Source organism: Eubacterium maltosivorans (assembly GCF_002441855.2).
In the GTDB taxonomy this organism is placed as follows: domain Bacteria; phylum Bacillota; class Clostridia; order Eubacteriales; family Eubacteriaceae; genus Eubacterium; species Eubacterium maltosivorans.
Map to the genome: position 1 here is coordinate 2152029 of NZ_CP029487.1, position 20222 is coordinate 2172250.

General features: G+C 45.7%; 35 protein-coding genes. 1 reads left to right on the forward strand and 34 read right to left on the reverse strand.

The features are described 5' to 3' along the window. Nucleotides 1-4 precede the first annotated feature (4 nt). The 32 genes from CPZ25_RS10275 to CPZ25_RS10430 all read right to left on the reverse strand — a co-directional run bounded on the left by CPZ25_RS10275 (nt 5) and on the right by CPZ25_RS10430 (nt 17140). Nucleotides 5-964 carry a DNA-directed RNA polymerase subunit alpha gene (locus tag CPZ25_RS10275; protein ID WP_013382257.1) on the reverse strand — a complete coding sequence of 320 codons (960 nt, stop codon included), beginning with the start codon at nt 962-964 and terminating at the stop codon, nt 5-7. A 103-nt stretch (nt 965-1067) separates the two neighbouring features. Further along, a complete protein-coding gene (gene rpsD, locus CPZ25_RS10280) occupies nt 1068-1697 on the reverse strand; it encodes a 30S ribosomal protein S4 (RefSeq protein ID WP_058693427.1) in 630 nt (209 codons plus the stop codon). 20 nt (nt 1698-1717) lie between these two features. Next, complete coding sequence (gene rpsK, locus CPZ25_RS10285; RefSeq protein WP_013382259.1) at nt 1718-2110, reverse strand: 30S ribosomal protein S11; 393 nt, start codon at nt 2108-2110, stop codon at nt 1718-1720. A gap of 11 nt (nt 2111-2121) precedes the next feature. Then, entirely contained in the window at nt 2122-2490 is a 369-nt protein-coding gene (gene rpsM, locus CPZ25_RS10290; RefSeq protein ID WP_013382260.1) for a 30S ribosomal protein S13, read from the reverse strand. 189 nt (nt 2491-2679) lie between these two features. Next, nucleotides 2680-2793 (reverse strand): 50S ribosomal protein L36, encoded by a 114-nt coding sequence (gene rpmJ / locus CPZ25_RS10295; protein WP_013382261.1) that lies wholly within the window; start codon nt 2791-2793, stop codon nt 2680-2682. A 15-nt stretch (nt 2794-2808) separates the two neighbouring features. Next, complete coding sequence (infA, locus tag CPZ25_RS10300; RefSeq protein ID WP_013382262.1) at nt 2809-3036, reverse strand: translation initiation factor IF-1; 228 nt, start codon at nt 3034-3036, stop codon at nt 2809-2811. Nucleotides 3037-3039: 3 nt separating this feature from the next. Beyond that, nucleotides 3040-3336 carry a KOW domain-containing RNA-binding protein gene (locus CPZ25_RS10305; RefSeq protein WP_038354277.1) on the reverse strand — a complete coding sequence of 99 codons (297 nt, stop codon included), beginning with the start codon at nt 3334-3336 and terminating at the stop codon, nt 3040-3042. A gap of 11 nt (nt 3337-3347) precedes the next feature. Beyond that, a complete protein-coding gene (gene map, locus CPZ25_RS10310; protein WP_074618088.1) occupies nt 3348-4097 on the reverse strand; it encodes a type I methionyl aminopeptidase in 750 nt (249 codons plus the stop codon). Nucleotide 4098: 1 nt separating this feature from the next. Beyond that, nucleotides 4099-4749 (reverse strand): adenylate kinase, encoded by a 651-nt coding sequence (locus tag CPZ25_RS10315; protein ID WP_058693425.1) that lies wholly within the window; start codon nt 4747-4749, stop codon nt 4099-4101. Between the two features lie 19 nt (nt 4750-4768). Continuing rightward, nucleotides 4769-6028 carry a preprotein translocase subunit SecY gene (gene secY, locus CPZ25_RS10320; protein WP_058693424.1) on the reverse strand — a complete coding sequence of 420 codons (1260 nt, stop codon included), beginning with the start codon at nt 6026-6028 and terminating at the stop codon, nt 4769-4771. Beyond that, complete coding sequence (gene rplO / locus CPZ25_RS10325) at nt 6029-6472, reverse strand: 50S ribosomal protein L15 (RefSeq protein ID WP_013382267.1); 444 nt, start codon at nt 6470-6472, stop codon at nt 6029-6031. It abuts the gene before it with no gap. 10 nt (nt 6473-6482) lie between these two features. Further along, nucleotides 6483-6665: a 50S ribosomal protein L30 gene (rpmD, locus tag CPZ25_RS10330; RefSeq protein WP_013382268.1), complete on the reverse strand. Its 183-nt coding sequence runs from the start codon at nt 6663-6665 to the stop codon at nt 6483-6485. Nucleotides 6666-6677: 12 nt separating this feature from the next. After that, on the reverse strand, nt 6678-7184 hold the full coding sequence (rpsE, locus tag CPZ25_RS10335; RefSeq protein WP_038354266.1) for a 30S ribosomal protein S5: 507 nt from the start codon (nt 7182-7184) through the stop codon (nt 6678-6680). 17 nt (nt 7185-7201) lie between these two features. Then, nucleotides 7202-7570, reverse strand: coding sequence for a 50S ribosomal protein L18 (gene rplR / locus CPZ25_RS10340; RefSeq protein ID WP_058693423.1), 369 nt, complete (start codon nt 7568-7570; stop codon nt 7202-7204). 46 nt (nt 7571-7616) lie between these two features. Then, the gene (rplF, locus tag CPZ25_RS10345) at nt 7617-8150 is read right to left on the reverse strand and encodes a 50S ribosomal protein L6 (RefSeq protein ID WP_058693422.1); all 534 of its coding nucleotides are present in this window, start codon (nt 8148-8150) and stop codon (nt 7617-7619) included. Between the two features lie 24 nt (nt 8151-8174). Then, the gene (gene rpsH / locus CPZ25_RS10350; RefSeq protein ID WP_013382272.1) at nt 8175-8573 is read right to left on the reverse strand and encodes a 30S ribosomal protein S8; all 399 of its coding nucleotides are present in this window, start codon (nt 8571-8573) and stop codon (nt 8175-8177) included. 35 nt (nt 8574-8608) lie between these two features. Further along, nucleotides 8609-8794 carry a type Z 30S ribosomal protein S14 gene (locus tag CPZ25_RS10355; protein ID WP_013382273.1) on the reverse strand — a complete coding sequence of 62 codons (186 nt, stop codon included), beginning with the start codon at nt 8792-8794 and terminating at the stop codon, nt 8609-8611. Between the two features lie 14 nt (nt 8795-8808). Next, a complete protein-coding gene (gene rplE / locus CPZ25_RS10360; RefSeq protein WP_013382274.1) occupies nt 8809-9348 on the reverse strand; it encodes a 50S ribosomal protein L5 in 540 nt (179 codons plus the stop codon). A gap of 20 nt (nt 9349-9368) precedes the next feature. Then, nucleotides 9369-9695, reverse strand: coding sequence for a 50S ribosomal protein L24 (rplX, locus tag CPZ25_RS10365; RefSeq protein ID WP_013382275.1), 327 nt, complete (start codon nt 9693-9695; stop codon nt 9369-9371). A gap of 15 nt (nt 9696-9710) precedes the next feature. After that, nucleotides 9711-10079: a 50S ribosomal protein L14 gene (rplN, locus tag CPZ25_RS10370; protein ID WP_013382276.1), complete on the reverse strand. Its 369-nt coding sequence runs from the start codon at nt 10077-10079 to the stop codon at nt 9711-9713. A gap of 29 nt (nt 10080-10108) precedes the next feature. Continuing rightward, nucleotides 10109-10366, reverse strand: coding sequence for a 30S ribosomal protein S17 (gene rpsQ / locus CPZ25_RS10375; RefSeq protein WP_058693421.1), 258 nt, complete (start codon nt 10364-10366; stop codon nt 10109-10111). An 18-nt stretch (nt 10367-10384) separates the two neighbouring features. Next, nucleotides 10385-10588: a 50S ribosomal protein L29 gene (rpmC, locus tag CPZ25_RS10380; protein ID WP_058693420.1), complete on the reverse strand. Its 204-nt coding sequence runs from the start codon at nt 10586-10588 to the stop codon at nt 10385-10387. 2 nt (nt 10589-10590) lie between these two features. Further along, the gene (rplP, locus tag CPZ25_RS10385; protein WP_013382279.1) at nt 10591-11019 is read right to left on the reverse strand and encodes a 50S ribosomal protein L16; all 429 of its coding nucleotides are present in this window, start codon (nt 11017-11019) and stop codon (nt 10591-10593) included. An 18-nt stretch (nt 11020-11037) separates the two neighbouring features. Next, entirely contained in the window at nt 11038-11760 is a 723-nt protein-coding gene (gene rpsC / locus CPZ25_RS10390; RefSeq protein ID WP_038354268.1) for a 30S ribosomal protein S3, read from the reverse strand. 12 nt (nt 11761-11772) lie between these two features. Further along, nucleotides 11773-12117: a 50S ribosomal protein L22 gene (gene rplV, locus CPZ25_RS10395; RefSeq protein WP_013382281.1), complete on the reverse strand. Its 345-nt coding sequence runs from the start codon at nt 12115-12117 to the stop codon at nt 11773-11775. 18 nt (nt 12118-12135) lie between these two features. Next, nucleotides 12136-12414 (reverse strand): 30S ribosomal protein S19, encoded by a 279-nt coding sequence (gene rpsS / locus CPZ25_RS10400; RefSeq protein ID WP_013382282.1) that lies wholly within the window; start codon nt 12412-12414, stop codon nt 12136-12138. Nucleotides 12415-12431: 17 nt separating this feature from the next. Further along, nucleotides 12432-13265 (reverse strand): 50S ribosomal protein L2, encoded by an 834-nt coding sequence (gene rplB, locus CPZ25_RS10405; protein WP_058693419.1) that lies wholly within the window; start codon nt 13263-13265, stop codon nt 12432-12434. Nucleotides 13266-13311: 46 nt separating this feature from the next. Further along, nucleotides 13312-13602 carry a 50S ribosomal protein L23 gene (gene rplW, locus CPZ25_RS10410; RefSeq protein WP_013382284.1) on the reverse strand — a complete coding sequence of 97 codons (291 nt, stop codon included), beginning with the start codon at nt 13600-13602 and terminating at the stop codon, nt 13312-13314. Then, on the reverse strand, nt 13602-14222 hold the full coding sequence (rplD, locus tag CPZ25_RS10415) for a 50S ribosomal protein L4 (RefSeq protein WP_058693418.1): 621 nt from the start codon (nt 14220-14222) through the stop codon (nt 13602-13604). Before rplD ends, rplW begins: the two co-directional genes overlap by 1 nt. Before the next feature lie 29 nt (nt 14223-14251). Further along, nucleotides 14252-14881 (reverse strand): 50S ribosomal protein L3, encoded by a 630-nt coding sequence (gene rplC / locus CPZ25_RS10420; RefSeq protein ID WP_058693417.1) that lies wholly within the window; start codon nt 14879-14881, stop codon nt 14252-14254. Nucleotides 14882-14944: 63 nt separating this feature from the next. Next, on the reverse strand, nt 14945-15253 hold the full coding sequence (gene rpsJ, locus CPZ25_RS10425; RefSeq protein ID WP_058693416.1) for a 30S ribosomal protein S10: 309 nt from the start codon (nt 15251-15253) through the stop codon (nt 14945-14947). A gap of 1002 nt (nt 15254-16255) precedes the next feature. After that, complete coding sequence (locus CPZ25_RS10430; protein WP_096918657.1) at nt 16256-17140, reverse strand: DegV family protein; 885 nt, start codon at nt 17138-17140, stop codon at nt 16256-16258. 271 nt (nt 17141-17411) lie between these two features. Between CPZ25_RS10430 and CPZ25_RS10435 the strand changes: the two genes are divergently transcribed. After that, entirely contained in the window at nt 17412-17867 is a 456-nt protein-coding gene (locus tag CPZ25_RS10435) for a GNAT family N-acetyltransferase (RefSeq protein WP_058693413.1), read from the forward strand. Nucleotides 17868-18366: 499 nt separating this feature from the next. Here the strand turns inward: CPZ25_RS10435 and tuf are convergent, their stop codons facing one another. Both tuf and CPZ25_RS10445 read right to left on the reverse strand, forming a co-directional pair. Beyond that, nucleotides 18367-19560, reverse strand: coding sequence for an elongation factor Tu (gene tuf, locus CPZ25_RS10440; RefSeq protein WP_058693315.1), 1194 nt, complete (start codon nt 19558-19560; stop codon nt 18367-18369). 210 nt (nt 19561-19770) lie between these two features. Beyond that, nucleotides 19771-19971 carry a cold-shock protein gene (locus CPZ25_RS10445; protein ID WP_038352544.1) on the reverse strand — a complete coding sequence of 67 codons (201 nt, stop codon included), beginning with the start codon at nt 19969-19971 and terminating at the stop codon, nt 19771-19773. Between the last annotated feature and the right edge of the window lie 251 nt (nt 19972-20222).

The following is a 20222-nucleotide window of genomic DNA, read 5'->3' on the forward strand; positions in this document are numbered from 1 at the left end:
TCTATCACTCCTTTGTCTTTTCGTCTTCTTGACTCAGAGATAACCCGATTTCAGCCAGCTTGTGCTTGATTTCATTTAAGGATTTACGGCCAAGGTTACGCACTTTGATCATATCCTCTTCGGTTTTCTGAGTTAATTTTTCAACGGTATCAATATTTGCCCTTCTCAGGCAATTGCTTGAACGCACGGATAATTCCAGCTCTTCGATGGACATTTCACGGATACGTTCTTTTTCATTCTCTTCTTTTTCAACCATGATTTCGACACTGTTTGCATGGTCGGTTAAATCAATGAAAAGATTCAAATGTTCATTCAGTACTTTTGCTGATAATGACAGGGCTTCTTCGGGTGTAGTGGTCCCATCGGTCCACACTTCCAGAGTCAGCTTGTCAAAATCGGTTATCTGACCGACACGGGTATTTTCCACCAGAAAGTTGACCTTACGGATTGGTGAGAAAATGGAGTCAACCGGTAAGGTACCGATCGGCATACCCGGGTATTTATTTTTATCAGAAGCGACATAGCCGCGGCCCTTTTCCAGACGCATTTCCATGTTCAGGGTTGCGCCTTTTGCGAGGGTTGCGATGTGCATGTCGGGATTTAAGATTTCCACATCAGCGTCGGTAATAATATCACCAGCGGTGATCTCGCCTTCGCCTTCTGCTTCGATACGGACGGTCTTCGGTTCATCTGAAAAAATTTCAGCAGCCAAACCTTTCATGTTCAGCAGGATTTCCACAACATCTTCCCGTACGCCGGGAATGGTTGAGAACTCATGAAGAACACCGTCTATTTTAACGGAAGTGACGGCAACGCCCGGGAGGGAGGAGAGCATGATCCGTCTTAAGCTGTTGCCTAAGGTTGTACCATAACCTCTTTCCAAGGGTTCGACGACAAACTTGCCGTAGGTTTCATCTTCTGATTTTTCAACGATTTCGATAATTGGTTTTTCAAATTCGATCATTTAATCTTGACCCTCCTAAATTTAAATTTTTCAGTTCCATAACGTGAGGGTTACGCATACCGGCGCAGAGCGCCGGCGAATGTCTCATTGTCATTTTATCCTATTATTTAGAATACAATTCGACGATTAGATGTTCAGCAATTTCAACATCAATATCTTCTCTTGTCGGTCTTCCGATAACTTTTCCGCTTAAAGTATCTAAATCTGCTGATAACCAAGGAGCGACAGCTCTGTTTTCAGTTGCTTCAAGAATTTCTTTAAATTTAGGTGATTTTTTGCTTTTTGCCTTTACTTCGATGGTATCGCCTTCCTTGATCAGGTAAGAAGGTACGTTGACCTTTTTGCCGTTAACCAGGAAATGGGCGTGCTGTACGAGCTGGCGGGCTTCTTTTCTGGATGTTGCTAAGCCAAGACGGTAAACAACGTTGTCCAAACGGGTTTCCAGGATTTCTAACAGGTTAGAACCGGTAATCCCCTTCTGTTTTTCAGCTAAATCAAAGTAATGTGCGAACTGTTTTTCCAGAACGCCATAGATTCTTTTAACTTTCTGTTTTTCACGTAACTGTAAGCCGTATTCAGATAATTTTGTACGTCTTTTACCATGCTGTCCTGGTGGTGTCGGTCTTCTTTCAAACGCGCATTTGTTTGTAGAATAACATCTTTCACCCTTTAAGTATAATTTCATGCCTTCACGTCTGCACTGACGGCATGATGCTTCTGTATATCTTGCCATACTATTCTTTACACCTCCTATTAGACTCTTCTGCGTTTAGGCGGACGACAGCCATTGTGCGGGATTGGGGTTACGTCTCGGATGAGGGTAATTTCAAGGCCCGCTGCCTGTAAGGCACGAATCGCTGCTTCACGACCTGAACCTGGTCCTTTGACCATTACTTCAACACTCTTTAAACCGTGTTCCATTGCAAGCTTTGCAGCCTGTTCAGCAGCCATCTGAGCTGCGAAAGGTGTGCTTTTTCTGGAACCTCTGAAACCTAATTCTCCAGCACTTGCCCAAGATAAGGCGTTTCCTGCAGTGTCAGTGATGGTCACAATGGTGTTATTGAATGAAGATTGAATGTGGGCCTGGCCGCGTTCAATATTCTTTTTGATTTTTCTTTTCTTAGAACGGATAACTTTCTTAGCCATGATTCAACCTCCTATTTGCTCTTTCTTCCGACTGTTTTCTTCGGACCTTTGCGGGTGCGGGCATTGGTTTTGGTTTTCTGTCCACGGACAGGTAAACCTCTGCGGTGTCTTAAACCTCTGTATGAACCAATTTCGATCAGTCGTTTAATATTTAAATTAACTTCACGACGCAAATCACCTTCTACGGTGTATTTTTCATCGAGAATGTTTCTTAATGCGTTAACTTCATTTTCGGTTAAGTCTTTAACTCTGGTATCAGGGTTAATGTTTAACTCTTTTAAAATCTTATTGGAAGTGGGACGACCAATTCCATAAATGTAGGTTAAGCCTACTTCTACCCTTTTATCTCTGGGTAAATCGACGCCGGCAATTCTTGCCATATGGTTAGTACCTCCTAAATTTTATTGGTCATGTATATGATGACCTGGAACCCCGGATTCCTTGCTTATTTTTCCTAGTCCCATGTTCGACAGGCCCCTTGTGGGTTATGCAATCAGACCTGTGCCTCTATATCATGCGTGCGGATTAATTGCCGCGGCCGCACGCTTGTTTTAGTCCAAAGGGTTCTATTAACCCTGTTTCTGTTTGTGTTTAGGATTTTCACAAATTACCATTACACGACCGTTTCTCTTAATGATTTTGCATTTTTCGCAAATCGGTTTTACTGATGGTCTTACTTTCATTGTTTGTTTCCTCCTTTATGATCTGCCTTTTCCCCGCCATACGATACGCCCACGGGTCAAATCATATGGGGACAATTCTAACATAACTTTGTCTCCAGGTAAAATCCGAATGTAGTTCATTCTTAATTTTCCTGAAATATGCGCCGTTATCTGATGCCCATTCTCTAATTCTACTAAAAAAATCGTATTTGGTAAAGCCTCAATGACTTTACCTTCGACTTCAATCACGTCTTTTTTGCCCATTGATCAAACCTCCTCACTTTTACCGTCATCAATCTCGCCTAAAAATGGTTCAAGACATTTTCTGATTTCGGCATTGTTTACTTTATCACCGTTTTTCAATTTCTCATGCAATATTGTGACGATCTGGTTTGTCTTTGCCAGGTGCCTGACCTTTTTCTTTTTGGGGTTACTTACTTTTCTAAGCTTTCCATCACAGATCGTTACGTAGTTCTGATCCAGAATCTCGTAGACAACCATGACCTGGCCTTTATCCCGTCCGGCTAATGGCCGGACAATCTGTCCCACTTTTAAATCATCCATCTTCATTACCCTTAAAGCATCGTGAGTATCTCAGGCGCTTCTTTGCCTGTAATGTAAATTGTATTTTCATAGTGAGCGGATAAGGAACCATCCGCAGTCACAACGGTCCAGTCGTTCGCTAAAAGTTTTACGTTGTAAGTCCCCGCATCGACCATCGGCTCGATGGCAAGGCACATTCCCTGGCGCAGTCTAGGCCCGTGACCGGGTTTACCGTAGTTTGGAATGGGCGGATCTTCGTGCATTTCGCGTCCGATGCCATGTCCCACATAGTCCCTTACCACTGAGAACCCGTTTGCTTCCACAACTTCTTGTATCGCATGGGAGATGTCTGACAGGCGGTAACCTTCTCTGGCATACTCGATGCCTTTAAAGAAGGACTCTCTGGTCACATCAATGAGTCTTTGCGCTTCCTCGGAAATTTTACCCACCGCATGGGTTCTGGCAGCGTCGCCGACATAACCGTCTAACGTCGCGCCGAGATCCACGGCGATAATATCCCCTTCCTTTAACTTGCGGTTCCCGGGAATGCCGTGAACCACCTCGTCGTTAACGGAAGCACAAATGGAATTTGGGAAGCCCTGGTAACCCAGGAAGGTTGGGTACGCACCCTGTTCCCGGATAAACTTTTCAGCGATCCGGTCCAGATCCAGGGTTGTCATACCCGGTTTTATTTTTGATTGAATGAGCTCGTGGCACTCGGCGACAATTCTGCCGGCGCGCCGCATCGCTTCAACCTCGTTTTGTGATTTTATGGTAATCATATTACCGGGCACCACCAAGCGCAACTTTGATAGCTTCTGCAACCTCTGCAGGAGACTGGGTACCGTCTATGGTAACCAGTTTACCCAACTTGTCGTAATAGCCTACTAAAGGAGCGGATTCTTCTTCGTATACGTCAATCCGGGTTTTTACCGTTTCCGGTTTATCGTCATCTCTCTGGATTAAGGCTGTGCCGTCATTGTCACAGATGCCTTCGGTCTTTGGTGCGTTGTAGCGGATGTGGTAGGTCGCGCCGCATGCTGGGCAGCTGCGTCTGCCGGTAATCCGGTCAACTAAGATGTCTGAAGGAACGGAAATGTTCACAGCGAAGTCCAGGGGATGACCCATTTTTTCGTTAAATGCTTTCAGTGCTTCTGCCTGTGCGACGGTTCTTGGGAAACCATCGAGCAGGTAACCATTTTTACAATCGTCTCTTTCGATCCGGTCTTCTACCAATGCGATGACGAGTTCGTCCGGCACCAGTTTCCCGGCGTCCATATAGGACTGTGCCTTGACTCCGAGCGGTGTTTTATTTTTTAAATTTTCTCTGAAAAGATCTCCAGTGGAAATATGAGGAATGGCATAGGCATCTGCGATGCCCTTTGCCTGTGTACCTTTTCCAGCACCCGGAGGTCCTAATAATACAACTCTCATTTTCTTATCTCCGTTTTTACTATTTTAAAAATCCTTGATAATTCCGCATGGTCATTTCTGACTCGATTTGTTTAACTGTTTCCAGTGCAACACCGACGATGATCAGTAAGCTTGTACCACCGAACTGTAAGCTGACGCCGCCCATGAAATTTCCGATGATGATTGGAATGATCGCAATCAGCGCGAGGAAAATCCCACCAAAAAGGGTCAGACGGTTCATAATACGGGATAAATACTCAACGGTTGGCTTACCTGGCCGTATACCGGGCACATAACCACCCTGTTTCTTGATGTTATCTGCAATATCGAATGGATTGAAGGTAACAGCGGTGTAGAAATAGGTGAAGGCTACAATTAAAACGATATAAATAATGGTTGTTACCGGTGCGCCCCAGGCAAAGTATTTAGATATCCAGGCTGAGAAGCCGGAGTTCGGGAAAAACTGTGCTAAAGTTGCCGGGAAGAGGGTTAAGGAACTGGCAAAAATGATTGGGATAACGCCTGCCATATTCACGCGGAGCGGAATATGGGTGCTCTGTCCGCCGTACATTTTACGTCCGACCACTCTCTTTGCATACTGCACGGGTATTTTACGCTGCCCTTCGGTAACGGCCACAACGGCAACCGTTGCGATGATGATACCGATGACGAGTAAAATAACCGCGACGATCGACATGGTTCCAACCTGTACGTATTGATAAACCTGTACGATCGCATTTGGAATTCTGGAGATGATACTGATAAAGATAATCAGTGAAATCCCGTTGCCGATGCCGTTTTCTGTGATCTGTTCGCCTAAGAACATCAGGAAGGTTGTTCCTGCTGTAATACAGAGCACAACAACGAAAATGGTAAAGGCATTCTTTTCGGTTAAAAGTCCACCATAGGATAAACTCATCCCCAAGGCTTGGATAATTGCCAGCACAATGGTTAAGTAACGGGTGTACTGGGCAATTTTTTTACGTCCTTCTTCGCCTTCTTTTTGTAATCTTTCTAATGCTGGTATGGCAAATGCTAGAAGATTCATGATGATGGATGCATTGATGTATGGGGTGATGCTCATGGCAAAAATCGTAAAATTACCAAAGTTCCCCCCGGAAATGATGTTAAACAATCCAAAAATTCCGCCATCATTAACAAGGTTCGCAAGCTGCGCGGTGTCAATGTAAGGGACGGGAATAAAAGAACCCAGACGATAGACGAACAAAAGCGCGATCGTATAGATCATCTTGCGTCGTAAATCCGGAATTCTCCATGCATCCTTCAAAGTAGAAATCATCTAAATCACCTCTACCTTTCCTCCTCGGGCAAGGATTTTTTCTTCAGCAGATTTGCTGACTTTGTTCGCTTTAACGGTTAAAGCTTTTTCCAAATCCCCTTCACCCAAAATTTTTACACCAGCTTTTAATTTGCGAATGAAACCATATTCTAATAATAACTCAGGTGTTACTACAGTATTTTCTTCAAAAGCGTTTAATTCGCCAACATTGACGATGGCGTATTCTTTCTTGAAACGATAGTTTGAGAAACCACGTTTTGGCAGTCTGCGCGCCAGTGGCATCTGACCACCTTCAAAGCCCGGACGTACGCCGCCGCCTGAACGTGATTTTTGGCCGTCCTGTCCTCTGCCGGCAGTTTTACCCTGTCCGGTTGCGGTACCGCGGCCTTTACGCTTGGTATCTTTCTTAGAGCCTTCTGCAGGTCTTAAGGTATGTAATCTCATCGTACACCTCCTATACTTCTTCAACGTCGAGCATGAAATCTGTTTTGTGGATCATGCCGCGAATCTGAGGGGTGTCATCATGAACAACGGTCTGTCCGATTTTCTTAAGACCCAGGGCTTCAATCGTCTTACGCTGTCTCTGATTGCGACCGATGATGCTTTTCTTAAGTGTGATTTTTAATTGTTTCGCCACGATGAACGCCTCCTAACCTAAAATTTCTTCAGGTGTTTTGCCGCGTTTGGCTGCTACTTCTTCAAGAGTGGTTAAACGTGCTAACCCTTCCATTGTAGCATTGACCATATTGCGGGCATTATTAGTTCCTAAAGATTTCGTTCTGATATCTTTAATTCCTGCTAATTCGCATACAGCACGAACAGCGCCGCCGGCGATAACACCGGTACCAGGTCCGGCAGGTTTTAAGAGCACTTTGCCGGCGCCATCTTCGCCCTGTACTAAATGCGGAATGGTTGTTCCAACAAGTGGTACTTTGATTAATGATTTTTTAGCGGATTCAATGCCTTTGCGGATCGCGTCTGGAATTTCCATTGCTTTCCCTTTGCCGACACCTACATAGCCGTTTCCGTCTCCAACAATCACTAAACAACTGAATCTAAAGTTACGACCACCTTTTACAACCTTGGTGACACGGTTGATAGTAACAACTCTTTCCTGTAAATCCAATGTGTTCGGATCAATTTTATTACTCTGCATCAAGCGACCTCCTTTACTTAGAATTTTAATCCGGCTTCACGCGCGCCGTCTGCTAATTCTTTTACTCTTCCAGTGTAGATATAACCGCCTCTGTCAAACACGACATCTTCAATGCCTGCTGCCAGTGCTTTTTTGGCAATGGCTTCGCCGACCATTTTCGCAGCGGCTTTTCCGCCACCATTTTCAACCTGATCTCTCAGATCTTTGTCAAGGGTGGAAGCAGAAACCAGGGTGATACCTTTGGCATCATCAATGATCTGTGCATACATATTTTTATTGCTTCTGAATACGTTCAGACGAGGTCTTTCATTTGTTCCGGCAATTTTTTTACGGACTCTTAAATGTTTTCTCAAACGTAATTCGTTTTTATTGATTTTTTTAATCATTCAGATTCACTCCTTTTTCTTACCTGTCGGGCATAGCCGTTAATGATTAACCAGTTTTACCAACTTTACGACGGATATGTTCGTCCGCGTACTTAACACCATGTCCCTTGTAAGGTTCAGGCAATCTCTTTGCACGGATATTGGCAGCGTGTGCGCCAACGGCTTCCTTGCTGATGCCTTTGACAATTACTTTAGTCTGTCCATCACAAACGGTCTCAACGCCTTCTGGATCTTCCATTTCGACAGGATGGGAATATCCAAGGTTCATGACCAGTTTGTTGCCTTTCTTTTCAGCTCTGTAACCAACGCCACTGATTTCAAGGACTTTTTCAAATCCATTGCTGACGCCAGTTACCATGTTGGCGATCAGCGCACGGGTTAAGCCGTGTAAGGATTTGTGTTCTTTATTTTCAGATGGTCTTTTAACGATCACTTCGTTCTCTTCAATTTCGATAATCATATCAGGATGGAACTCTCTAACCAGTTGACCTTTAGGCCCTTTTACAGTTAAGGTATGTCCATCTAATTTGATTTCGACACCAGCGGGAATGGCAACTGGAGCTTTACCGATTCTTGACATTTTCGTATACCTCCTGTTAATTTGTTACCAGACGTAACAGATTACTTCGCCGCCTACGCCGGCTCTTCTAGCTTCTTTATCGGTTAAAACGCCCTTAGATGTAGAAATGATTGCTACACCCAGTCCGTTTAATACTTTTGGGATTTCGTTGTTCCCAGCATAAACACGCAGGCCCGGTTTAGAGATTCTCTTTAAACCAGCAATAACCTTGCTCTTGTTTTCGCCGTATTTAAGTGTGATTTTGATAATGCCCTGTTTGTCATCATCAATGAAATCTACTTTATTGATATAACCTTCTTCCAAAAGAATTTCAGCGATCGCTTTCTTTTCTTTGGAAGCCGGCATTTCTACAGTTTTGTGACCTGCATTGTTTGCATTTCTGATTCTTGTCAGCATATCTGCAATTGGATCAGTCATTGTCATGCTTAGTGCCTCCTTTTCGTTTGTGTAAGCCGTACTTACCAGCTGGCTTTACGAACACCAGGAATTTCTCCCTTATAAGCCAATTCTCTAAAACAAATTCTGCAGATACCAAACTTTCTTAAGTAAGCATGTGGTCTCCCGCAAATCCGACAACGGTTGTATTCACGTGACGAATATTTTTGTTTTTTCTGCTGTTTTTCTTTCATTGCTTTTTTAGCCATTGTAACGAGCCTCCTTATTTAGCATACGGTAAGCCGAGTAAGCTTAACAGTTCGTGCGCTTCCTCGTCAGTTTTAGCCGTGGTTACGAACATAATGTCCATCCCTCTGATCTGTTCTACCTTGTCGTAGTCAATTTCAGGGAAGATTAACTGTTCCTTGATACCGAATGCGTAGTTGCCTCTGCCGTCAAAAGACTTGTTGGATAAACCTCTGAAGTCTCTTACGCGAGGGAGAGCGATGTTAAACAGCTTGTCGCAGAATTCGTACATTCTGTCGCTTCTTAAGGTCACTTTAGCGCCGACATTCTGTCCTTCTCTTACCTTAAAGTTTGCAACTGACTTTTTAGCCTTGGTTACAACCGGTCTCTGACCGGCGATGATGCCTAAGTCAATAACCGCAGCTTCCAAAGCCTTTGAATTATCTTTACAGTCCCCTAAACCCATGTTGATTACAACCTTTTCCAGTTTAGGAACTTCCATTACATTTTTATACTGAAATTTCTCTTTCAAAGCCGGTACGACTTCGTTGAGATACTTATCTTGCATTCTAGCCATAATGTGCCTCCTTCCCCAGATTAGTTATCGAGAACCTGTCCGCATTTCTTGCAGACTCTTACTTTTTTACCATCTTCTGTAATCTGTACGCCGGTACGAACGCCGCGGCCGCATTTATCACAGTTCAACAATACGTTTGAAGCGTCAATTTTGCCTTCTTCGCGGATAATGCCACCCTGCTGCATTGCCTGGGATGGTTTTTTATGCTTGGTCAGAATGTTGACACCTTCGACACGTACTTTTCCTTCGTCAGGGAAAGCGGCTAAAACCTTACCGGTTTTGCCTTTATCTTTACCAGAAATTACCTGGACAATATCATCTTTTTTTACATGCATCTTGTTAGCCATATGGTCACCTCCTAATTAAAGTACTTCAGGAGCCAAAGATACAATTTTCATATACTTCTTGTCTCTTAACTCTCTCGCAACAGGTCCGAAGATACGGGTTCCTCTTGGATTTTTATCATCTTTTATCAAAACAGCTGCGTTCTGGTCAAATTTGATATAGCTTCCGTCATCACGGCGTACACCGCGTTTTGAGCGAACAACAACCGCTTTTACAACGTCACCTTTTTTAACGTCTCCGCCAGGTGCAGCACTTTTTACAGCGCATACAATCACGTCACCAATGTTGGCATAACGTCTTCCTGAACCACCGAGAACTCGGATGCATAACAATTCCTTTGCACCGGTATTATCAGCAACTTTCAATCTACTTTCTTGTTGAATCATCCGAAATACCTCCTTCCGGGCACTAAATCTTATAATGCCTTTTCTACTATTTCAACTAATCTCCAGCGTTTATCTTTACTAAGTGGTCTTGTTTCCATGATTTTAACGGTATCGCCAATGCCACATTCGTTATTTTCATCATGTGCTTTAAACTTAACTGTATTCTTAACTCTTTTCTTGTAAAGAGGATGTTTTACAAAAGTTTCAACAGCAACGACAATGGTCTTGTCCATTTTGTCACTGACTACGCGACCAACACGGGTTTTTCTTTCATTACGTTCCATCATCAGCTAAACCTCCAGTTTTTACGCTTCAGCCGATTTTGCGGCGCGTTCCTGCATAATCGTCTTGATACGTGCGTAAGTTTTCTTTACTTCCTTAATCCGCATCGGATTTTCTAATTGTCCGGTAGCGTGCTGGAAACGCAGGTTGAATAATTCTTCCTTTAAATCTCCAAGCTTGCCTTCTAATTCTACGTTCGTTAATTCTCTTAATTCTTTTGCTTTCATACTTATTCACCCACTTCTTCCTGTGCTGCACGAGTGATAAACTTGGTTTTGATCGGCAGCTTGTGCTGAGCAAGACGCATCGCTTCTCTTGCGACATCTTCAGGAATACCTGAGATTTCAAATAACACGCGGCCTGGTTTAACAACGGCTACCCAGTATTCTGGAGCCCCTTTACCGGAACCCATACGCGTTTCAGCTGGTTTGGCGGTAACTGGCTTGTCCGGGAAAATCTTGATCCAAACCTTACCACCTCTTTTAATATATCTGGTCATGGCGACACGGGCAGCTTCAATCTGATTGGCTGTGATCCATGCCGGCTCTAAGGCCTGGATCGCGTAATCACCGTAGGTGATTTTGTTACCGCGGGTAGCCTGGCCTTTCATACGACCTCTATGTACTCTTCTACGTTTAACACGTTTCGGCATTAACATATTGTATGTCCTCCTCTCTTAGTTTGCTTCTTTTCTGGGAGCTTTACGACGGTTATTGTTTCTTTTGCCTCTGGAATCTTCTTCCTCGCTGACGGCTAAGATGTTTTCACGTCCTGTTAAGATTTCACCTTTGTTGACCCAAACCTTGATGCCTAATTTTCCATAGGTTGTGTCGGCTTCAGCGAAACCATAATCGATATTGGCACGCAGGGTCTGCATGGGTACATTCCCCTGAGCGTAGCCTTCTGTACGTGCCATTTCAGCACCGTTCAGACGGCCGGCAACCATGGTTTTGATGCCCTTAGCGCCTGCGCGCATGGTGCGCTGCATGCACTGCTTCATTGCACGACGGAAAGAAATTCTTCTTTCTAACTGGCCTGCAATGTTTTCAGCGATCAACTGAGCATCCATATCGATGTTCTTGACTTCTACAATATTGATGAAGACTGTTTTGCCAGTCATCTTTTCAAGTTCTAATCTCAGCGCTTCAATACCAGCACCGCCCTTGCCGATGATCATGCCGGGTTTAGCAGTATGAATGTGGATTTTAATCTTGTTACCGAAACGTTCGATAACGATTTTGGAAATGCCCGCCTGGAATTGGCTGGCCTTGATGTATTTACGAATATCGTGATCTTCAATTAAGCAATCCGCAAAATCTCTGTCATTTGCATACCATTTTGCATTCCAGTCTTTAATCACGCCCACACGTAAGCCGTGTGCATTAACTTTTTGACCCAAACCTGATTCCTCCTATTCCTGTACTTCGTATTCTTTTAAAACAGCTGTGATGTGGGAAGTTCTCTTCTTAATTGGAAAAGCACGTCCCTGCGGGCCAGCTTTGTATCTCTTTAAGGTTGGTCCCTGATCGGCGTAGATCTGATCGATATACAGTTTTTCAGGATCCATGTTATGGTTATTTTCCGCGTTTGCTAAGGCAGATTTTACGACTTTTTCAGTGATTTTCGCGGCTTTGTTCGGTGTTAAAGCCAAAATACTTAAGGCTTCTCCGAGGCTTTTACCTCTGATCAAATCAGCCACTAATTTAGCCTTTCTGGATGAAACACGTACATATTTAGCTGTAGCTCTTGCTTCCACTTTGCACCCTCCTTTTGGCTATTTCATTTTTGTTTTCTTTTCGCCGGCATGGCCTCTGTAGGTTCTTGTGGGCGCAAACTCGCCGAGTTTGTGACCCACCATGTCTTCAGTGACATATACAGGCACATGCTTTCTACCGTCATGAACAGCGATGGTGTGTCCAACCATCTGTGGGAATAAAGTGGAGCTTCTTGACCAGGTCTTCAGCACGTTCTTTTCGCCTTTTTCGTTCATTTCTTCGATTCTTTTAAGCAGCTTTTCGCTGACGTAAGGTCCTTTTTTTACAGATCGACTCATATTTTAACCTCCTATGCTTATTTCACGTTACGACGACGTACGATATATTTATCGGAAGGTTTATTCTTCTTACGTGTCTTATAACCAAGTGCCGGTTTACCCCAAGGCGTAACTGGGCCAGAGCGGCCAACCGGAGCACGGCCTTCCCCACCACCGTGTGGATGGTCGTTCGGGTTCATAACAGAACCACGAACCGTTGGGCGGATGCCCATGTGGCGTTTACGGCCCGCTTTACCAATGCGGACATTCTGATGGTCTAAGTTACCAACCGTACCGACAGTCGCGCGGCATTCCAGGCGCACCTGGCGCATTTCACCAGATGGCAGACGCAGGGTTGCGTAGTTGCCTTCCTTGGCCATCAGCTGGGCAGAAGCACCGGCTGAACGGACCATCTGGCCGCCCTTGCCCGCTTTTAATTCAATGTTGTGTACCAGTGTACCAACAGGAATGTTTTTCAGCGGCAGGCAGTTGCCAATGGTGATTTCTGCTTCAGGACCAGAGACGATGGTGTCGCCAACCTTTAATTTTAAAGGCGCGATGATGTAACGTTTTTCCCCATCCGCATAGTGGATCAGCGCGATGTTGGAGCTGCGGTTCGGATCGTATTCGATACCGGCAACCTTGCCCGGTACACCGTCTTTGTTTCTCTTGAAGTCAATGATTCTGTATTTTCTCTTGACGCCGCCGCCCTGGTGTCTTACGGTGATACGACCGTAGTTGTTACGACCAGCTTTGGATTTTAAAGGCGTCAGTAAGGATTTTTCCGGTTCTTTTTTGGTTACTTCGTCAAATGTATTGACACTCATATTTCTGCGTCCAGGGGACGTCGGTTTGTATTTTTTAATACCCATTATTCGCAAACCTCCTGTAGTGTTAAATGCTTATCGGGTCTTAGGCTTATACGCCTTCGAAGAATTCAATGGCCTTGCTGTCTTCAGTCAGTTTAACGATGGCTTTTTTCCAGTTCTTTCTTCTGCCTTCGAAACGGCCCATTCTCTTCATTTTACCGTTCATGTTCATGGTCGCAACTTTTTCGACCTTCACATCGAAGATTTCTTCAACGGCATTCTTGATTTCGATTTTGTTCGCATTTTTAGCGACTTCGAAAGTATATCGGTTGAATTCACTATCATCCATGCTCTTTTCAGTGATCAGCGGACGAATGATAATATCGCGAGGATTCTTCATTATGCATATACCTCCTCAATTTTTTCTAAAGCGTCCTTGGTCATGACCAGAACGTCGTATTTTAACATGTCATAAACATTCAGTTCGCTGACCGTTGTGGTCGCTACTTTCTGGATGTTGTTTGCAGAGCGGACAACCGTATCGTCCTTTTCTGCGGTTACGATCAGAGCCTTCGGCGCGTTGATGGCGCTTAAGATGCCGACCATTTCCTTGGTCTTCGGCGCATCCATTGTCAGCTGATCCAAAACTCTTAATTCATTGTCCTGAGCCTTCGCTGAGAAAACAGAACGCATGGCCAGGTTACGAACCTTTTTGTTAACCTTCTTGCTGTAATCTCTGGATTTTGGAGCGAAGATCACGCCGCCGCCAACCCATAAGGGAGAACGGCTTGTGCCGGCACGTGCGCGGCCAGTTCCTTTTTGTCTCCAGGGCTTTCTGCCGCCGCCTCTGACCTCGGAACGGGTTAAGGTGCCTTTCGTGCCCTGACGTTTATTTGCAAGCAGTGCTACGACCACTTCATGTACAACCGGTTCGTTGGGTTCGATTCCGAAAACTCTTTCGCTGAGTTCCACGTCACCAACGACATTTCCTTTTACATCTAAGATGTCCATTTTTGGCATTTGAATTCCTCCTTTCAAGCTAAGATATTCTATGCTTTAACGCTGCTTTTGATGGAAACCAGTGAGCCTCTAGGACCGGGAACAGCACCCTTAATGAGCAGAATGTTATCTTCTGCAGAAACCTGAACAACTTCCAGATTTAAAGCAGTGACATTCTTATTCCCCATCTGACCTGGTAAGTTCTTACCCTTCATAACGCGAGCCGGGTAAGCAGAAGCACCCATGGAGCCTGGGCTTCTGTGGTACTTAGAACCATGAGCCATCGGTCCTCTGGACTGGCCGTGACGCTTGATAACGCCCTGGAAACCCTTACCTTTGGATTTACCGGAGATATCAACCTTGTCACCGGCTTCAAACATGTCCGCCTTGATGACCTGTCCTGTTTCAAAAGCATCGTAATCGTCTAATTTAAATTCACGGATGACCTTTTTGTACGGGGCGCCGTGTTTGTCATAATGACCTTTTAAAGGTTTGGTTACGCGTTTTTCCTTCACATCGCCGTAAGCGAGCTGAATGGCTTCGTAACCGTCAACGTCCATATTTTTCTTCTGGACAACTACACATGGACCCGCTTCCACAACCGTTACCGGGATTACCGTACCGTTTTCTGTGAAAATCTGAGTCATACCAATTTTCTTGCCGATAATTGCTTTTTTCAATTTTTTCCTCCTATATCATTGGATCGCCGCGCGATCATAATATTGTGTGTGGTTGACTAAAAATTATAATTTAATTTCGATATCAACGCCTGCTGGCAGATTCAAACGCATTAAGGCGTCTACTGTTTTCGGTGTCGGATTTAAGATGTCGATCAGGCGTTTGTGTGTGCGCATTTCGAACTGTTCTCTGGAATCCTTGTACTTGTGAACCGCTCTTAAAATCGTGATGACTTCTTTGTCAGTCGGAAGCGGAATAGGGCCAGAAACACTCGCACCTGTTCTCTTTGCTGTTTCAACGATTTTTTCAGCTGATTGATCGAGTAACTGATGATCAAAAGCCTTGAGTCTGATTCTAATTTTTTGTTTTGCCATACCTAAATTTACCTCCTTGTATGTTTTTTGCAATAGCATTTAGGTACGTCAACCGCCTTGTCAACTCTGCCGGGTGTTTCATTCTAAAACTTTTAAAAAAAGCGGCCTGAAACAGCCGGTTTCAAGGGGTTGTCGTCCGATTCTGTGATCGTGACATACTCCATGGGAATTACCTGAATTAGTAACAGCAACTTCCCATCTCATCGCAGATAGTCAACCTTGTCTATTATACATGCCAGGGCGGGCTGACGCAAGCTTTTTAAGAAAATAAACATCTTTTTTTTGACGCGCCATGAAAAGACGTTTACATTTAAGAAAGTTTTAAGAATTTATACTTCTTCACAGTAACGCACTGCCAAGTTTCAGTCCCAAACTTTCATAACACAATTTTCAAAAAAGTCCGCCTGCGTTATGAAAAACGGCCAGAACCCGCATGGATAAAAGCTTTGAGCCCCTGAAAAAGTCATAACGCGTATAACGCACATAACCAGGGGCATGTTTTTGAATGGAAAATTGAGAATGGAGAATTGCAGTGCATATCCGCCCTGACAGATTTGATTGGACGCGGCCTGCGGCCGCACCACCGTGACAGAACCTAAAGAGACGAAGCCTTTTACCTAAGGAAGGAAAAAGCGGCCTGCGGCCACTGCGCCTCACAACCATATCTTCCTCGCTAAAGCCAACCTTTTATCTCACCAGTGTCCGGCTGTTCCGATCAAGCGGCACGATTTCCAGCCGTTTTCCACAGCGCCTGGTCCTTTTTTCTTATCTGGATAAAAGGCGCAGTCTCGGGCTACGCCACAACCTTGACGTGTCTGGGTCCCTCTTAGGTTGCTACCGCTTCGCAGTAGCACCGAGAGCGCCAGTCGCACTTGCTCGCGGCTTGCGCCAAAGGGTACGGCGCGTTTCAGACCGTACCGCTAGGCTCAAGAGACAAAGCCTTTTTCCTTATCTGGATAAAAGGCGCAGTCTCGGACCGCGCCGCATCTTCACAAAAAATCCCTACAGGCAATCTCTCAAAATCACCTCAGGCCGTTCATCCCAGAAATAAGCGCCGATGCCCCGCAGGCCGAGGTGCGCGGCCAGCACGGTGCCGATGGGCACTGGCGCTGTGTCCGGCATCCCCGCCATCTTCAGCTTATTCTGCAGTGACACAATAAGCTCCTGGCATTCCATGGGGTCGGCATAGGCAATGCCAATGGTCTGGTCCCTGTAGTCACCGATCTTGTCAAGCACCTTCTCCACCAGCGCCGCCACTGCCTTCTTATCGCCGCGCACCTTGCCGATGATGTTGAGCTCACCCTGATCCACATAGACCACTGGACGGATTTTCAGGAAATCCCCCACCACAGCGACCCCCTTAGACACACGGCCGCCCTTGTTCAGCCACTTCAGATCCTGTACCGAAAAATAAAACTGGGCATGGGTTTTCAGCTTCTCCGCTGCGTCCGCCAGCAGCGGCAGATCCGCACCGGCGTCCAGCAGGCGGATCAGCTCCATGGCGATGAGGCCGACACTGCCGCCGCTCTGCAGGCTGTCCACCACAATACACCTGAAATCCGGGTAGGCCTTCTGCACCTCGCGCAGCATCATCCGCCCAGTCTGGCAGCTGCCAGACAGCTTGGAGGTAAACGCCAAGTACAGCACCTCGTCGCCTGCCTCGGCGTAAGCCTCAAAACGTTTTTTAAAATCGCCGGGGCTCACCTGTGATGTGCCGGGCATAATGCCCTGACGCATATAGGCATGAATTTCCTCCAGATTTATCTCCACCTTATCCCGGTAGGCGCGCTCCTCCACAATCACATTGAGCGGTATCATATCCACCTTCGGATGCTTCTGAAAAGCCTCCGGCATATCACACATACTGTCAATTAAAAGTCGAACCATTCCTGTTTCCTCAATCTGTTTTCATTTTTTAACCTTTAAATCATACCATTTTCTTCTCATGCTTTCAACACCCTCGGTGCTTCTCTCCAGCCAAAAACGCGCCCGGTTATGTGTGTTATATGCGTTATGACTTTCTCACACCCGCAACCCCTCTGCCCATGCGGGTTTCAGTCCATTCTCATAACGCACAGCCCGCTTTTTGATTTTTGCGTTATGAACTGCCCGGGTGCTGTGATATAATAAAAACACCTTATCATCAAAGGAGATCACCATGTTTTCAAATTTAACTCTGCGAAAAATCATCGCCTACGGCTCTGAGGATTATGATCAGGCGCTGGCCCTCCGGGACAGCCTGCTGCGCAGGCCCCTGGGGCTGAGCCTCTATGACGAGGACCTGAGCGGCGAAAAAGATGCTTATCATCTCGGCATTTTCAAAGGCCCGGAGCTGGCCGCAGTGCTGGTGCTCATCCCAAAGGACAGCGCCACGCTCCAGATGCGCCAGGTGGCTGTTTCCCAGCCGCTGCAGGGACAGCACCTCGGCGCAAAGCTCGTCGCCTTTGCCGAAAGCTTCGCCGCCACTCAGGGCTTTACCCGCATCGTTCTCAACGCCAGGCAGACTGCTGAAGCCTTTTACCACAAGCAGGGCTACACGACGGTGAGTGAGCCCTTCGTGGAGCTGGGGATTGGGCACGTTAAAATGGAGAAGGCGTTGTCAATTGAGAATTGAGAATGGACAATGGAGAATTATCGTGGAAAGGCCGGCGGGAAGATCGTTGACAGTGGATAGTGGATAGTTTTGGTGGAAACACCGGCTTTGCCGGGTTTCTTTTTTTGGCGTCGACCATTTTTATCTGGTTTGCAATACAGTGTCCGCAACTGAAATTTTAATTTTATCCCGTAAAAAGGCCTCCCGAAATCCCGAATTCGCTGTTTGAAAACAGTTTTCGGGATTTCGGGAGGCTTTTTTAAATTGCGGACATAAAATCAAGCCAGCCACGACACTGCCAGCGCCCTCCATCAAACGCAGCCAAAGGCTGCCGTTTGCTCCGCAACTATCCATTATCCACTATCAACGATCAACTAAAAAAAGGATCAGGCTCGAAAAAGCCTGATCCTCTAAATTCTATTCTCTTTTTAAATTGGTTTACAAATTATTTCAAAAATCCTGTTCATCCTTTCGGATGATTTTTGAAAAATTTGCATTTGCTTCGTTACCGGACTCAGCGTCAGTCTGTAATAATCTTAGCAACGGCGCCGGAACCTACGGTACGGCCACCTTCACGGATCGCAAAACGTAAACCTTCTTCGATCGCGATTGGGGTGATCAGGGTGATTTCCATTTCAACGTTGTCCCCTGGCATGACCATTTCGACGCCTTCTGGTAATTTGATATTACCGGTTACGTCGGTTGTTCTGAAGTAGAACTGTGGTCTGTAGCCATCGAAGAATGGGGTATGGCGGCCGCCTTCTTCTTTGGTCAGGACGTATACCTGGGCGGTGAAGTGGGTGTGTGGGTGGATGGAACCTGGTTTTGCCAGTACCTGTCCACGTTCGATCATGGTACGGTCGATCCCACGTAACAGGGCGCCGATGTTGTCGCCGGAGCGGCCTTCATCTAACAGCTTACGGAACATTTCAATCCCGGTTACAACGGTCTTTTTGATTTCGTGAATCCCGACGATTTCGACTTCGTCCCCGACGTGTACCACGCCACGTTCGACTCTACCGGTTGCCACGGTACCACGGCCGGTGATGGAGAAGACGTCTTCTACTGGCATTAAGAATGGTTTGTCGGTGTCGCGTTCGGGTTCTGGAATGTATGCGTCTACTTCTTTCATCAGTTCGACGATTTTGTCGCCCCATTCGCCGTCTGGATCTTCTAAGGCTTTTAAAGCGGATCCGATAACGATTGGTGTGTCGTCTCCTGGGAATTCGTATTCGTCTAACAGTTCTCGAACTTCCATTTCAACCAGTTCTAATAATTCTTCGTCGTCGACCATGTCGGCTTTGTTTAAGAATACGATGATGTATGGTACGCCTACCTGACGGCTTAACAGGATGTGTTCACGGGTCTGTGGCATTGGGCCGTCTGCTGCGGATACGACTAAGATCGCGCCGTCCATCTGGGCTGCGCCGGTGATCATGTTTTTAACGTAGTCGGCATGGCCTGGGCAGTCGACGTGTGCGTAGTGGCGGGCGTCGGTTTCATATTCGACGTGGGCGGTTGAGATGGTGATCCCACGTTCTCTTTCTTCTGGTGCTTTATCGATGTTGTCGAAGGCTACCGCTTCACCGGTTCCGAAACGTTTGTTTAATACGGTGGTGATTGCTGCGGTTAATGTGGTTTTACCGTGGTCTACGTGACCGATGGTACCAATGTTAACATGTGGTTTGGATCTTTCAAATTTTTCTTTAGCCATTTTGTTATCTCCTTAAAGATTATAAATTAATTTAAATAGATACGATTTGATGCGCGCCGTTTTTTCCATATTCCGGACGGCTTCACTCAGCATATTATACAATAGCATCCGGGGGGTTTCAAGCTTTTTTGTTCCAAAACTTAAATAAAATTGGGATAAAAAAAATAAGCCGGAAGCATCCGGCTTAAAATTTGATCAATCGGTGGCAGACTACGCCAGGCAGACGTTCTTAGCCTGCAGGCCGCGCGGGCCCTGTTCGGTGTCAAAGGTTACCTTGTCGCCGTCATTTAAGGTCTTGAAGCCATCGCCAACGATGGATGAGAAGTGTACGAATACGTCGTCGCCGTCTTCTCTTGAGATGAAACCAAAACCTTTATCGCCATTAAACCATTTAACTGTACCATTATTCATTGTGGTACCTCCTAGAAACTGTATTATATTCGCAATCGTAAAATAAAAAAACACATATTTTTGCAAACCCTCTTGTCACCAAGCTTACATTGAACTTAAGTAGACAAAAACGACTTGCAAAAATATGTGAAATCAATTGATACTCTCTTAAATACACTCCTAGTATAACCGACCCGACACTCCTTGTCAAATCGCCTTAAGAAAATACGGTTTCTCTTAAGAAACGAAGCCCCGGCCGTCTGGGCCAGGGC